The organism is Streptomyces sp. 1222.5 (genome assembly GCF_900105245.1).
In the GTDB taxonomy this organism is placed as follows: domain Bacteria; phylum Actinomycetota; class Actinomycetes; order Streptomycetales; family Streptomycetaceae; genus Streptomyces; species Streptomyces albidocamelliae.
In genome coordinates this window covers 197,851-211,655 of sequence record NZ_FNSZ01000001.1, presented here as the reverse complement: position 1 = coordinate 211,655, position 13,805 = coordinate 197,851, and the positions used below count along the sequence as shown (strand labels likewise).

Below are 13,805 nucleotides of genomic sequence, written 5' to 3'. Positions count from 1 at the left end.
GATCCTGTCCGTACCCGGCGGGGCCGCTCCCTCTCCACTTCATGCAGGTGAGGCGGGCTGCTGTGGTGTGACGAGCAGGCGACAGTGCATGGCCTGCTCCTTCACTCCGCCATCCTCGCCGGCCTCTACCCGATACAAACAGGCCTGAGGCGTGCGCGTCACGGCGTCCGCCAGCCGTCCGTCCGTGAAGAGGGCACCCACGCCGTCCTCGACCGCCCAGCCGGCCGGAAGCGCGCGGTTTGCCACGGCTGCCTGATAGGACGATCGGCGGCCGGGCTCGCTGTCGTAGTGCGGGCAGACCGAGCCGGAAAGCAGGCCCAGCCCGTCCGAGAGGTGGGTCAGCGGCCCGAAAGAGTCGGTGTGAGAGCCCTGGGCCCAGCAGTTCGCACCAGCACTGATGCCGCACAGCAAGGTGCCGCGGTCGAAGGCCTCGCGAAGGAGCCGGTCCACGCCGTGCGCGCGCCAGACCGCCAGCATGTTCGCGGTGTTGCCCCCACCTACGTAGACGACGTCGTGGGAGAGCAGGAAGGTGCGCAGGGCGTCGTCATCGAGCTCACGTCGGAAGAGATGCAAGACGCTGGGCTCGCAGGAACGTGACCGGAACGCCTCGAAGAACTGCTCGATGTAGGCGGGGGCGTCACCACTGGCAGTAGGGATGAAGCACACCTTGGGGCGAGGAGCGCGCACCTGCTCGAGCACCCAGTCATCCAGCAGACCGTCGTCGTCGGTGGAGAAGCCACCTCCAAGAAGAGCTAAACGGCGTTCCGAAATGACAGCCACGAGGGCCTCCTCAGATCAGGATGCAGGCGCGCACGGTGTGCTGAACCGTGCCAAGCCATCGGCTACGTCCGCAATCGAATAGTTCCTCCGGCTGCCCGATGCCCCTTCCTCTGGGGCGCCGTCGGCCGCTGCCGTGGGCGAGCAGCCGTGAGGCTTTTCGCCACCGGCGTTGCCACCCTTTGCGGGGCCGTGAGGCGGACCGGCGCGACGGAACGCCGCACCAGATGCTGGGCGCGCACGCGGCGTCGCCCGCTGCCGGGGATGCGGCGTTGAGGCAGTGACGTGGGCCTGTTGAGCTGTGCCACCAGCGGCTCTTCCCCCCTGCCGCAGCCACCGGCCGCACGGCGTGCGCCCCTGACGAGGCCGCCGAAGGGCGGCCCCCCCGGCGGGACACCACGACTCTTCGCGCAGAGGCAGGCAGGCATGGCCCAGGTGCGGGTCCGCGAAGTTTCCCGCACCGCCGAAGTGGCGGAGCCCGCACCCCAGCCGCCCACCCACCAGGTCCCGGCCCGCCCCGCGACGGCCGCGTCCACTCCGCCGACCTTCCGCGCCGTGCTGCGCCACCACTGCTGCGGCCGCCTGCTGCCCGCCTCGGTGACCGGGCGCCTGGCCCTGGGCATCGTGCCCGTCGCACTGATCCTCCACGCGCGGGCCGACGGCCACTCCCTGGCCACGGCCGGGCTGCTGGCCTGCCCTCTACGGCGTCTGTCCGGCGCTCGGGCTGCCCCTGCTGTGGCGGCTGGCCGACCGGCGAGGCCTGCCACTGCCCTGCCACCTGGGAGCCGTGCTGGTGGCGGCGGCGCTGGCGGGCACCGCCAGCCTCCCCTTCACGGCCGTGTGCGTCGCCCTGGCCGGAGCCGGATGCCCGCCCCTGGAAGGCGGCCTGAGATCGCTGTACCCAGCGGTGCTGCCGGATGCCGCCCACGTGCGCACCGCCTACACCCTGGACTCCTCCACCCAGCAGATCGTCTACGTCGCGGGCCCGCCCTCGCCGTCGCCGTCTCCACCTACTTCACCCCGGCAGCGGCCCTCGTCCTGGCGGCCGCCGCCACTTTTGTCGGCTCCCTCGTCTTCGCCACCGCGCGCCCCGCCCGAGTCTGGCGCCCCGTGGCCCGCCACCGGCATGCGCTGGGGGTGCTGCGCCCGCCCGCCATGCGCCTGATGCTGTGCGCGCTGGTGTTCCTCGGCGGCACGGTCGGGGCGCTCGACGTCGCCGGGATCGCCGTTGCTGGGCGGCAGGACGCGGCACATGGCTGGCAGGCGCGCTGCCCGCGATGTTCTCCGCTGCCGGACTGTTCGGCGGCGTGCTGTTCGCCCGCCTCCAGAGCGCTGCCGCCCCCCAGCCACGGCACCTGCTGGTGCCGGCGGCCCTGTTCGCGGCCGGATGGCTCCCGCTGCTCGCCCCGCTCCCGGCCCCGGCCGTGCTCGACCTGGCAGTGTTGCCGGGGGCCTTGTTCGTCCCCCTGCTCACCGTGGCCAGCCTGACCGTCACCGCGCTCGCGCCGCCGGGCACCTCGACGGAGGCGGTCGGCTGGATGTCCAGCGCGATCCGCCTGGGCGTGGCCGGCGGCACGGCCCTGGCCGGTCCGCTCGGCGGCCACTTCACCCTCCCGCTGCTGGCCGGCCGCCCTGTGCGCACTCCTGCTCTCAGCCCCCACCACGCCCGCGGCCGCACCAGCCGCCGCCTGAACCCCGCGCGCACCGCCCAGGGAGTGGTCCCACCGCACGGAACGCCGTCCCTGATCGCCATGCCGGGCCCTGGCACGCCCGAACGCCGCACCGGTTGCGGGCCGCTGCCCGGCTTCAGGCTCCCCGCACCACCACCGAGCAAGGGGAGAATCGCCGTGCCGTTTCCGTCCGCCCTCCGCCGCACCACGCCCGCGCACCGTGTCCGGACCATGGCCGTGGCCGCCTCAGTTCTCGGACTGTCGCTCGCCGCGGCCGCGCCGGCGAGCGCGGCGACGGGCTCCAAGGCGTGCACCCACCAGGTCAAGCTCGACACCCGGGTCACCGCCACCGTCAACTTCCGCACCGGGCCCGGCACCAGCTACACCAACCTCGGGCTGCTCACCCAGGGCCAGGGCGTCTACTGGGCCTGCTACCGGGGCAACTGGGGCTACCTCAAGCCCTACTACGGCGCCCACAAGGCCATTGGGGCTGGGTGAGCCGCACGTACATCGACGTGCCGATGCAGACTGACTGACACCGCCCGCCGGCCCAGGGCCCGCGCCGTGGCTCACCCCCCTCCGGGTGCCCGGGCGCAGGCCCTGCGCGTTGCCCCCACCGCGCGCCATGCCTTTGCCGTGAGCCGCCGACGGGCAGTGCCCGCGGCGGCTGACGGCCGCCCGAGTTCCGCCTGGCCCTGGACGGAGGGATCAGTCCCACCAGTCGTCACTGGTGTGCCAGCGCCGCACCCACTCCTCGAAGCTCCATGCCTGGTCGCCGGGCACCGGGATAGCGCCGACGTCGGCGATCATCCACACCTCGCCGCGGCGGGGGCCGGTGGTCAGCAGGAGCCAGAACGACGGCCCGTCCTCGGCCCCGAGAACGATGGACCCCTTGTTGAACGCCGCGTCGATCCGCGGGTCCTCGGGGACGACACTCCCGTCGTCCTCCCACGGCCACGCTGCGCTCAGGGGGAACGGTTCGCCTGGCTGCCGCGGGCCGGGGGCGGGCCACGTGTCGGGCAGCCAGCCGAGCGGCTGGAGACCGCCGTCGCCGGCGGGGCCCAGGCTCGACCCGTTGCTGACTTCCGCGATGAAGGTCCTGTACGGCTCCGGCAGGACCACCCCGTTCTTCTGCTCCCACTCCGCGACGGCCTCATGCCCGAGCGCCGGCTCGCGCCATTCCGGCGGGAACACGGAACGCAGGAAGTCGAGAGTGTCTTCGTCGGGACGCTGGTCACGTGTGTCTGTCACCGCAGCATGCTGTCACGGGCGCCTCATCCGGAGCCGCGCCCCAATACGGCCACCGGCGGCATCCGGCAGGAACACACCAGGGAGCGACAAGCCGGTTGGACGGTTCGCCGTACGGACTGCGCCGGGAGCGCGAACCCGGCTTTCTCCCGCATCCCAGACCGCTGCATCAACTCCCCTCCCACCCCAAGGGATAAGCGAATTTCGCCCGCTTCTGTCCCTGGTGATCGGGGGCCGCTGCTGCTGATCACCTCTGTCCGACCGATGCTTCACCCTCTCGAGGAGCCTTCGCTGAACCAGCGCCGCCCGTCCACCTCCCGCCCGCTCTCCGTCATCCGCCCGGCCGAGGCCGCCCGGGCGTGCGCCCGCCCCGCGGAGGACCTTGCCGCGCGCCCGTTCGCCTCGTCCGCGGCGCGCCCGTAAGGAGGACACCCCCTCAGCCCCTGCGCCCGCCCGGCCCCTCAACGCAATCCCGGGCGGGCGCCCGCGTCCGGGGCCCTGCACGGTTCCCTCCCCGGCCCATGCGTCCAGCCTCGCCCCCGGGCCCAGCGGTGAACGCCGCCTGCGGACCGCCTGGCGGAGCGCCGCAGGCAGCCGCGCGTGCCGCGCTCCCGCAACACGGGAACGGCCGCCCTCGACGGCCGCGTGCGGCGCGGCGCGCGGCAGCCTGAACCGACAGCCCGCCCAGACGACACACCACCGGGACCAGGGAGACGCCGCGTGCCCGACACCGACCGCCTCTACGCCCTGTCCAGCACGTACAACCACCCCTGGCTGTCGGGCCCCGACGGACCCGGGCTGCTGGCCGAAGCGGGCGGCCGCCCGTCTTCGACGCGGATGCCTACAAGCAGCGCCACACCATCGGACGGTGCACCAACCGCCTCAAGCAGTGGCGCGGCCTGGTCACACAGACCGACAAACTCGCCTCCGCCTACCAGGCCGCACTCCACCTCGCCGCCATTCTCATCTGGACACGACGCTGGCCAAAGAGACAGAACCTACTGCTGTGACCGCGAAGGTTCACCGGGTGGGGCGTGCTGATCGGTTGGGCCGCCTGAGCGAGCAGCCGGCCCGTCGGTTTCTTCGGCAGGCCATTTCGGATGCGGCGGTGCCCCGCTTAGGGACGGAAGTGCAGCCACAAGCCGGGACCCGACGGTGGTTCCGCGCCATGGTGCGACCTCGACGACCCAACGTGACCTGGGCTTCACGCCTGTCCCGCGATTTGCACCGATGCGCTGCTGAGAGACGATGGGAGGTGAGCCAGCCGCATGTACCGCTACATCTTAGGCAGGAGGCGCAGCATGCCCGCTTCTCGATCCGTCGCAACCCCAGTCCTAGAACCCTCTGCCCGGGAGCTGACGGAGGCCACGTCGCCACATCCGCGCATCTACGAGGTCTCGCCGGAGAACGGCCGCGAGATTCTCGATGGTCTCCAGGAAGGGAAAGGGGTGGCCAAGCCGGCGGTGGACGAGGATTGGGTGACCATCGACGCCGGGCAGTACGGCAACGTCCGCACGCGTATCATCCGTCCCCGGGGAACGATGAAAACCCTTCCGGTGATCCTGTACATCCACGGCGCCGGATGGGTGTTCGGCGACGAGAAGACGCACGACCGGCTGATCCGCGAACTGGCGGTCGGAGCGGACGCCGCGGTGGTCTTCCCCGTCTACGACAGGGCCCCCGAGGCGAAGTATCCGACTCAGATCGAGCAGAACTACGCGGTCGGGAAGTGGATCCTCCAAAACGGCGGGGAACAGAACCTCGATGCCTCACGGATAGCGGTCTGCGGCGATTCGGTGGGCGGCAACATGTCGACGGTCTTCGCGCTGATGGCCAAGGAACGCGGAGATGTGCAACTGACTGCCCAGGTGCTGCTGTACCCCGTCACCGACGCGAACTTCGACACTCCGTCCTACCAGGAGTTCGCCGACGGCTATTACCTCACTCGCGACGGGATGAAGTGGTTCTGGGACGCGTACACCTCGGACCCCAAGCAGCGCACCGAAATCTATGCCTCGCCGCTGCGGGCCGACATCGAGCAGCTCCGTGGCCTTCCCACCACACTGGTCATCACCGACGAGGCCGACGTACTGCGTGACGAAGGCGAGGCCTACGCGGCCAAGCTCCGCGAGGCAGGAGTGGACGTCACCGCGGTCCGAGTGCTGGGAATGGTCCACGACTTCCTTATGCTCGACAGCCTCCGCGACTCCAAGGCGACCACGGTCGCGCGCACACTCGCCATCGAGGCACTGCAACGAGCACTGCACCCCTGAAGCGTGTCGTATTACGTCGTGAGGCGGATGAGGGCCTCCTGCGGCCGGCGGGCCACGTCCGGGTCCAGGCGTGTTGTGGAGTCGACGCGCAGGCTGACGGTCTCGCTGCTGGTCTCCTCGGCGTCCATGAGGTAGCGCTCCTCAGCGTCGTGGGCTGAGGCGGCAGGCAGGCGTCGTAGACGTCCGTCGGGGTTCGGCTGTCCCTGTCGGTCGGTCGTGCAGGCCCATGGAGGCTTCGATTACCGCAGCTTCCGCGTCCTGGGTGCACGGCTCGCAGGGGTCGATCTCGGTGCACTCTGGCGGGCGGTTGCCGTTCGGGCTTGTCACGCCGGCCAGCACTCGGTGATGGGGTGAGGGGGATGGCGGGGTCGGTGTGGGCCACGGCGGGGGTCTCCTGTCGGCAGGGAGGGGAATGGGTCCGGTCCGCGGGGGTGGCGGAGTGTGGTCAGTTCGCCCACGGGCCGGTGCCCGGACCGTGGGCGAGGCCGGGGAAAGCCGGTGCTGGGAAGAGGCCGCCCCCGAGCCAGAACAACCGGGGGGCGAGCACACCGTTCCCGCCCGGCCCGCAGCCATCAGGCGCGCGGGAACGCGCGGTCCACTCGGGACCTTTCGAAGGTAGCCGACCCCGCCGACAGCCCCCGTCGCTACCGACCGCGTTCCCGTATGCCCCGGCGTATCACCCCGGCCACTGCACGGACCACACTCCGCGCCGAGCGGTACAGAGGACGGCCTCGGAACCCGAGGCGGACGAACAGGCCGACCTGCTTCACAGACGGTGACTGCCTGGCACAACGTCGGCGAGGCCGGCCGTCTCCAGTTGCGCCGTGGCGGTGCGCACCCCAGTCTGCTCGTATGGACGGCACCCCGGAAGCCCGCGCGCTGCCCATTCTGGTGACGGGCGCGGCGGGCAGTGTCGGTGCCGTCGGCCGATATGTGGTCGAGGGCCTAAAACAAAGGGGCCTGTGCGTCCGGGCCATGGCGCATCGCGAGGATGAGCGAGCGGAGGCGCTGCGCACGATGGGAGCGGAGGTCGTCGTCGGAGACCTGACGCGCGCGGTCGACGTTGCCGACGCCCTGGCCGGTTGTGGACGTATGTACTTCGGTATGGGTGTGTCGGCACAGTATCTGGAGGCTGCCGTGACGGCAGCGGCCGTCGCCCGCGCGTACGGACGCCTGGAAGTGTTCGTGAACATGTCGCAGCTCACTGTCTCGGAGATGGATCTCACCAGCACCTCTGAGTCCGTGCAGCAGCGGCAGCACTGGTTGGTGGAGCAGGTCCTCGGCTGGTCAGGCCTGCCCGTCGTCCAGATCAGGCCCACTGTTTTCATGGAGAACCCGCTGTTCCGTGTCGGCTTCTCCTCGATCGCGAAGAACGGAAGCATCAGACTGCCCTTCGGCCGGGCGAAAACCTCCCCTGTGACGGCTCGGGACGTCGCCGCGGTTGTTGAGGAGATCCTGGCCGATCCGTCCCCGCACATCGGCCGAATCTACGAGCTGACCGGCCCGCGCTCGGAGGACGCCGCCGTCATGGCGGCAGAGCTTTCCACAGCTCTGGGACGACCGGTCAGGTACACGGACGTCCCGCTGCAGGAATGGATCAACGATGATCTCAGACCGCTGGGGCTGCCGGACCATGCCTTTCAGCACATCTCCACCATGGCTCGTCTTCACGCCGAGAATCGATACGACCGCAAGGCGGACGGGGTCGAGCAGGTCACCGGGCGGCCTCCATCGGGGGTGGCCGATTACGTCCGCGACAACCCCAGCCTGTTCAGCCTCTGAACCCTGCCCTCGTCGTGCGGTGTACGCCCCCTCCGACAGCACGGCCGTACAGGTGTTCCATGTCGAGGGCCCGGCTCCACCGCCGTCTCCCCGGCCTTCACCGGTCTCTTGCCCGCAGACCGCCGCTCCTCCAGCATGTCCAGAATCCGGCTTCTCAAGGAGCATGCATCCCGCACCTCGCCCCCGCATCCGCGGCGCCCGTCCCGGCCCGCCGCGGCGGAGCATGAGCAGAGGTCCGCGGAGCACCGGCCCGGCCGCGCCGGGGCCGTAGTCTCCGGGCGGCCGGGCGGCGCGCCGGTGGAGGACGCCGCTGGCGCGCAGGGGCCCGTGCGGTCGCGGGGACCACGTTCGGGCCGGAGCGCGCCGGATCGAACCCGATGGCTTCACCACTGGGGCGGGGTGTGGGTAGGGAACTTCCGCTAACAGAGGAGTTCACTTTGCGGAACCGTTCGCAGCACAGGGGAGCAGTACGTCGTGAGTGAGCCGCCGCAGACGTCCTCCAGCGAAGTCTGCTTCAGCGGGCCGCCGGAAGCGGTGGCCCAGCTCATGGTCCCGGCCTTGGCGGAACGTGTGTAGAGCGAGCGACGGCCCGGAGCTGGAGAGCACGCCCGGCCGGGCTGGTGGCACTGTTCTTGTGCGGGAAGGTCACCGGGCCACACGCGCGCCCCAAGGATCCGCGGCTCGAGCTGGCCAGGAGGGAATCCAGGCCGTCCTCGTCGGTCGCTCTCCCTCCCAGCATCTCCTGTCACCCCGGCGCAGGCGCTTGCGGCGGCCACCTCAAGAGCCGGGGCCACCTCAAGCTCCGCGGCCGGCTCAAGAGGGCGCCCGCAGGGCACCTGGCCCGGTCGGACGCCCTTTCGTCGTTCGGCCTGCGCATCCGTCCGTAAGTCCGTCGGACGGATCTAGATGAAGCCGAGCTTCTCGCCGAGTACGACACCAGGAGGTTCTTCGTCTGCTGGTGGTACACGCCTGACCACGCTCCTGACCTGCGACAAAGAGTGGAAACGTCGAGTGCCAGGCTGGTTCGGTCCGCACCACGTCCGGATCTTGATGAGTGGTACGTGGTGCTAGCGAGTGGGCCGCGATACCACATGGCGCAGGTAGGCGGAAGCGTCTGCTGGTGTCCACGTGGTCTAGATCGATGCCGTTCACGCAGGTGGGCCTTCGGGGTCCAGGTGCGTCGATGGTGTTGGTGACAGGAACGTGACAGCTGAGGAACCCCCGTCGGCCAGGTGGCGACGGGGGTTCCTGCGTTCGGGGACAGCCTTTGCGTTGGCGGAGCCCAGCCGCATCCACCAGATGCTGACGGCACCGCTCCGTCACGGTGAACCAGATCGCCGGTGACAACCGTCGTGGTGCCTGGGCGCAGGGGCTGATGGAACATCCGCCGGGTGCACCGCGTTCCCTTACGGGAAACCGGGGCGGAGGCGGCCAGGATGGTGAGAAAGGTGGCGACATGCTGGAGACGGTGGGCCTGACGGCCGACGAGAGCGAGGTGTACCGCCTTCTGGTCGCCACCGGGACGGCGTCCGCTCAGGACATCTCCGGCCGCTCGGCCCTCGACGTCGTCACCGCGCGGCTGCTGCTGCGCGCGCTGGAGCACAAGGGCCTGGCGTCGGTGGTCGAGGACAGTCCCGAATGGTTCACGGCCGTGCCGCCGCAGGTGGCCCTCATGCCCCGGCTCCAACGCCACTTCGACGCCCTGGAACAGACCCGGGCCGCCGTCTACGAACTGGCGGAGACACACCGCCGCAGCGCATGGGCCCGGAGCACGGGCGAGGCCGTCGAGATCATCACCGGCGCCGCGGCACTGCGCCAGCATCTGCGGCAGCTCCAGGACGGCGCCTGCCGCGAGATGATGTGGTTCGTGAAGGCCCAGTACGTGGCCATGTCACCGGAGAGCAATCAGGAGGAGTTCGACGCGCTGGACCGGGGCGTGCTCTACCGGGCCCTGTACGAGCAGGCGTACTTCGACGACCCCGACTCGGTGGACTTTGTCGTCAAGGGCGTGTGCGCCGGAGAGGTCGCCCGGGCGGTGCCTCTGCTGCCGCTGCGGATGGCGATCGCCGACCGCTCGGTGGCCATCCTGCCGCTGGCGGCCTCGGGCACGTCCCGCAACCCCAGGGAGCTGCGGGCCGCGGTGGTGCGGGAGAGCAGCCTGCTGGACGCGCTCATCGCCCTGTTCGAACACCACTGGGAGATCGGTGCCCCGCTCCGGGTGACCGAGGAGGGCCAGATCGGCGGCGCCGGCACCACGGATGCCGCCTCGCCGGTCGGGGAGGACCGGCACCTGCTCTCCCTGATGGTCGCCGGTATGACGGACGAGGCGATAGCCGGACAGCTGCGGGTCAGCAAGCGCACCGTCCAGCGGCGTATCCAGGGCCTGATGAGCCTGGCGGGCGTCGCGACCCGTATGCAGCTGGGCTGGCACGCGGCCCGCCGCGACTGGCTCTGAGAGTACGGCGGACGCCGCAACCCTCACGAACAGGGCCCGTCGGACGTGTCCGGCGGGCCCTGTTCGTGTGCGTCCGGCCGCTGCGGCCGGGCTGCGCTACTCGCGGAAGCAGTTACTCGAGTGGGTACTACGCGAAGGCGGCTACTTGAGCAGGTAGCCCTTGATGACGGTCTCCTTGAAGGAGTTGCCCGCCGCGTCCTCGACGTGGACGCGCAGGCTGACCGAGCCGCCCGCAGCGCGGCGCGGGTGCTCCACGGTCACGGTGTGCTCCATGCCGGAGCCCTTGACCCGCACCGACTGCCAGGTCTTCCCCTCGTCGAAGGAGACCTCGGTGGTGAAGACGCGGATGGGCGACGCCGGGGCGCCGGCCGTCCGCTGGATCAGGACCGGGATGTCGAGCTTGCGGCCGGCCTTGGCCCGGTTCCACTCGTCCAGCTTCGGCGACATACGGACCGCGTACAGCGGCAGCGCCTGCCGGGTCGCCGTGGTCTGCGACCGGAACCGCCATTCCGCCTGCACACTCGTGGAGACGGAACTGGGGGCCATGTCACGGTTGTGCTCGACCGTCAGACGATAGTCAACGGGGGTGGCGTCGGCCGGGACGTCGCTCATGCTCCAGTCCTGGGAGACCAGCTCACCGTTGCGCCACAGCTTCACCTCGGGCAGGCCGGACGTGGTGTCGGCCACCAGGTCGAGGTTGCCGTTCGCGGCCGACTGGAAGGGCCGGTACATCGTGTCGCCCTCGCGGAAGGCGGCCATCTGGGACGAGAGGCCCACGGCCTGGATCCCGCCGTTCCAGCGCTCGTCGACCTGGGAGCCGGCCTTGTAGCCGTGCAGGTCGCTGAGATAGCTCTGCCCGTGCGCGTCCGGATCGAGGAAGCTGTTCTGGTCGAAGGCCGTCTGCCAGCGCAGGCCGTCTGCCGCCGAGAAGTAGTCGACGCGCCGGGCCGGGACCGGAATCCCCTCCATCGCCCGGCCGCTGAAGCGGACGTTGCCGACGTACGTCCACACGATGCGCGTGGCCGTGGTTCCCGGCGTGGTGGCGGCGAACGTGGTGTTCACCCTGGCCAGTTCCGACTTGCGGGGGTTGTAGGCGGGATCCGCCGGGATGGCGCCGTGCACCGGTCGCGTGAGGTAGTAGACCGAGGCGGGGTTCCCGTCCGCGCCGGCCGGTTCGCCCCAGATACTGGTGACGAGGTAGGTGAACTTCGAGTCCTTGCACTGGTCCGTCGGCACCGCGTACACGCCGTCGATGTGATCCGTGCCGATCGCGTTGTACATGGTGACCGAGAGCAGCTGCCCGGCCATGCTGATCGTGCCGATCTCGGCCGACATGATGCGTGCGGAGCGGCTCGGTGCCGACACCGTGACGGGCTTCGCCTTGCGGGCGTCGATGGTCACCTGCCGGTCGGCGCTCATCACGACCTTCGGTACGCCGACGATGGTGCCCTCGGTGAAGGAGGCGTCGAAGTAGAAGCCGCTCACCGAGTAGGTGTCCTTCGGCAGTCGCACCACCGTGCTGCTCTTGCCGAGCGCCTCGACCTCGTACGCCTTGCCGTCAGCCGAGTTGACGAGCAGGTAGGCGTTGTCGGGGGCGGCGCCCGTGCGGCTCTTCATCCCGATGCGCAGGTCGTAGGACGGCTGCTCGACGTCCATGCCGAACGGGACGCGCACCGACACCTGGTCGTCCGCGGTGCTCGCGGTCACCACGCCGCTGTAGGCGGCGTACGTCGTGGTGGCTTCCGGGGTCGCGGTGAGGGTGACGGCCGCGGTTCCGTGCGCGGGCACGGTGACCGTGTCGGCGCTGAGCCGGAACAGCCCGGCGGGAGCGGGCACGTCCTTCTTCCCGCTGCTCGGGTTGTCCTTCAGCCGAAGGGTGACCGGTGCGGCGCCCGGGTTGCGGTAGGTGATGGTCTTGGTCACCGGAGGCCGCTTTCCGTCCGTCCAGCGGATCAGCCCGAAGCCCAGTGCGGTGGTGTCGGCGGTGACGTCCTGGTCGACCGCCCGGGCGACGTCGACGCGTCCGGCGCCCTGGAAGTAGGCGCCGTGCTCCCTGGCGCCGGTCGCCGACTGCATAAGCTGGCGCTTGACCTGCTCCGCCGTCCAGTCGGGGTGCTGCTGGAACAGGATGGCGGCGGCTCCGGTCACATGGGGCGTGGCCATGGACGTGCCGCTCATCGCGACATAGCCGTCGTCGGCGGTGGTGCCGCCCGCCCTCGCGGCGACGACGTTGACGCCGGGGGCGATGATGTCCGGCTTGAGGCCGGAGTCGCCCACCCGCGGGCCGACCGAGCTGAAGACGGCGAGGTCGTCGTCGTCCTCGGCCGCTCCGACGGCCAGCGCCCGGTCGTCGGAGGCGGGCGAGGAGACCTTGTCGGGACCGCTGTTGCCGGCCGCGGCCACGACCAATGTGCCGTAGTCACGGCTCACGGTGTCGACCATGGCCTCGAGGGCGTCGGTCTCCGGTGTGTCCGTGTCGCCCAGGCTGAGGTTGATCACCTTGGCGCCGTGCTGGGCGGCCCAGGCCAGGCCCTCGAGGATGCCGGAGTTGTCGCAGTTGCCGTCCGCGGTGCACACCTTGCCGGACAGGATCTGCACGCCGGGTGCCACACCCTTGTACTTGCCGTCGGAGGCCGCGCCGGAACCGGCCACCGTGGAGGTCACATGGGTGCCGTGACCGTTCAGGTCGTCGGTGTTCGGCTCGGTGGTGAAGTTCGCGGACTCGGTGACGAGGCCCTTGAGGTCCGGGTGGCCGGGGTCGTAACCGGTGTCGAGCACGGCGACCTTGACGCCGGTGCCGGTGTAGCCCTTCTCCCAGGCGTGCGGGGCGCCGATGCGCGGCACCGTGCTGTCGAGCTGGATCCTGGAGTGGCCGTCCAGCCAGACCCGGCGCACACCCGCTCCGAAGGAGGTGGCGTCCGCCCGGCCCGGGGCGATGCCCTTCCAGAACCCGGCGGCGTCCGCGCGGTGTTCGCCGAGGGTGGCGAAGGGGGTGCCGCCGATGGGGCGGACGGTGTCGGCGCCGGCGGCGGTCAGCTGTCGCCGGGCGGTGCCCGCGTCCCCGGCGTACTCGACGATCAGCGGCAGGCTCGAGCGCTGCGCGTACTTGCCCCGGACCAGGGCGGAGACGTTGAACAGCGCCTTGTCGAGGCGGCCCGTCGCGAGCAGCGGGAGCGTGTCGGCGGGTATGACCGTCCAGTCGCGGCCGGCCTGGCGCTTGATGAACGCGACGCGTTCACGGCCCTTGGCGGGTTCGACCGACACGCTCTGCTTGCCCGAGGTGTCCGTCTCCAGCGTGACGCGGTCGCCGGTGATCAGGGTGAGCTGGTGCCGGGAGGTGATCGGCGACCGGGCCGCTCCGGTTTGCGCGGCGGCTTCCGTTCGCCCGGTGTGCGGGCCGAGGTCCTGAGCGGCGCCAGGGGCGGCGGTCAGACCGGCCACGAGCGCCACGAGGGCGGCGGCCGCCGCCGTATGCCGAGGCCGGGGAGGGCGGACCCAGCGGCGCCGCTTGTTGTTCATGTCTCTCATGGGAGGACAGCGTGGTGCCGTCAAGTGCCGAGGTCAGCACATTGCCCTGTCCACCAGGCGTCAAGTCACCTA

At 70.7% G+C, this 13,805-nt stretch carries 7 protein-coding genes; 4 read left to right on the top strand and 3 right to left on the bottom strand.

What is annotated here, in order from left to right; translation table 11 throughout:
• Window positions 1-39 precede the first annotated feature (39 nt).
• The gene (locus BLW57_RS01060) at window positions 40-780 is read right to left on the bottom strand and encodes a Type 1 glutamine amidotransferase-like domain-containing protein (protein ID WP_093471461.1); all 741 of its coding nucleotides are present in this window, start codon (window positions 778-780) and stop codon (window positions 40-42) included.
• A gap of 1,274 nt (window positions 781-2,054) precedes the next feature.
• Between BLW57_RS01060 and BLW57_RS41975 the strand changes: the two genes are divergently transcribed.
• Entirely contained in the window at window positions 2,055-2,945 is an 891-nt protein-coding gene (locus BLW57_RS41975; protein WP_256339323.1) for a hypothetical protein, read from the top strand.
• 210 nt (window positions 2,946-3,155) lie between these two features.
• Here BLW57_RS41975 and BLW57_RS01045 read toward each other — a convergent pair whose 3' ends face one another.
• Window positions 3,156-3,698 (bottom strand): SMI1/KNR4 family protein, encoded by a 543-nt coding sequence (locus tag BLW57_RS01045; RefSeq protein WP_093471459.1) that lies wholly within the window; start codon window positions 3,696-3,698, stop codon window positions 3,156-3,158.
• Between the two features lie 1,298 nt (window positions 3,699-4,996).
• Here BLW57_RS01045 and BLW57_RS01035 point away from each other — a divergent pair.
• From BLW57_RS01035 to BLW57_RS01025, 3 genes are all read left to right on the top strand, one after another.
• Complete coding sequence (locus tag BLW57_RS01035; protein ID WP_093471458.1) at window positions 4,997-5,968, top strand: alpha/beta hydrolase; 972 nt, start codon at window positions 4,997-4,999, stop codon at window positions 5,966-5,968.
• Between the two features lie 852 nt (window positions 5,969-6,820).
• Complete coding sequence (locus BLW57_RS01030) at window positions 6,821-7,750, top strand: NmrA family NAD(P)-binding protein (RefSeq protein WP_093471456.1); 930 nt, start codon at window positions 6,821-6,823, stop codon at window positions 7,748-7,750.
• A 1,456-nt stretch (window positions 7,751-9,206) separates the two neighbouring features.
• The gene (locus BLW57_RS01025; protein ID WP_093471454.1) at window positions 9,207-10,205 is read left to right on the top strand and encodes a helix-turn-helix domain-containing protein; all 999 of its coding nucleotides are present in this window, start codon (window positions 9,207-9,209) and stop codon (window positions 10,203-10,205) included.
• 141 nt (window positions 10,206-10,346) lie between these two features.
• On the opposite strand, the gene BLW57_RS01020 is transcribed toward BLW57_RS01025, so the two are convergent.
• On the bottom strand, window positions 10,347-13,733 hold the full coding sequence (locus tag BLW57_RS01020) for a S8 family peptidase (RefSeq protein ID WP_093471453.1): 3,387 nt from the start codon (window positions 13,731-13,733) through the stop codon (window positions 10,347-10,349).
• Window positions 13,734-13,805 lie beyond the last annotated feature (72 nt).

What these genes read in the sequence shown, in the direction of transcription:
- BLW57_RS41975 (WP_256339323.1), top strand. Translation starts at nt 2,055, where the DNA reads ATGTTCTCCGCTGCCGGACTGTTCGGCGGCGTGCTGTTCGCCCGCCTC.
- BLW57_RS01020 (WP_093471453.1), bottom strand. Translation starts at nt 13,733, where the DNA reads ATGAGAGACATGAACAACAAGCGGCGCCGCTGGGTCCGCCCTCCCCGG.
- BLW57_RS01030 (WP_093471456.1), top strand. Translation starts at nt 6,821, where the DNA reads ATGGACGGCACCCCGGAAGCCCGCGCGCTGCCCATTCTGGTGACGGGC.
- BLW57_RS01035 (WP_093471458.1), top strand. Translation starts at nt 4,997, where the DNA reads ATGCCCGCTTCTCGATCCGTCGCAACCCCAGTCCTAGAACCCTCTGCC.
- BLW57_RS01025 (WP_093471454.1), top strand. Translation starts at nt 9,207, where the DNA reads ATGCTGGAGACGGTGGGCCTGACGGCCGACGAGAGCGAGGTGTACCGC.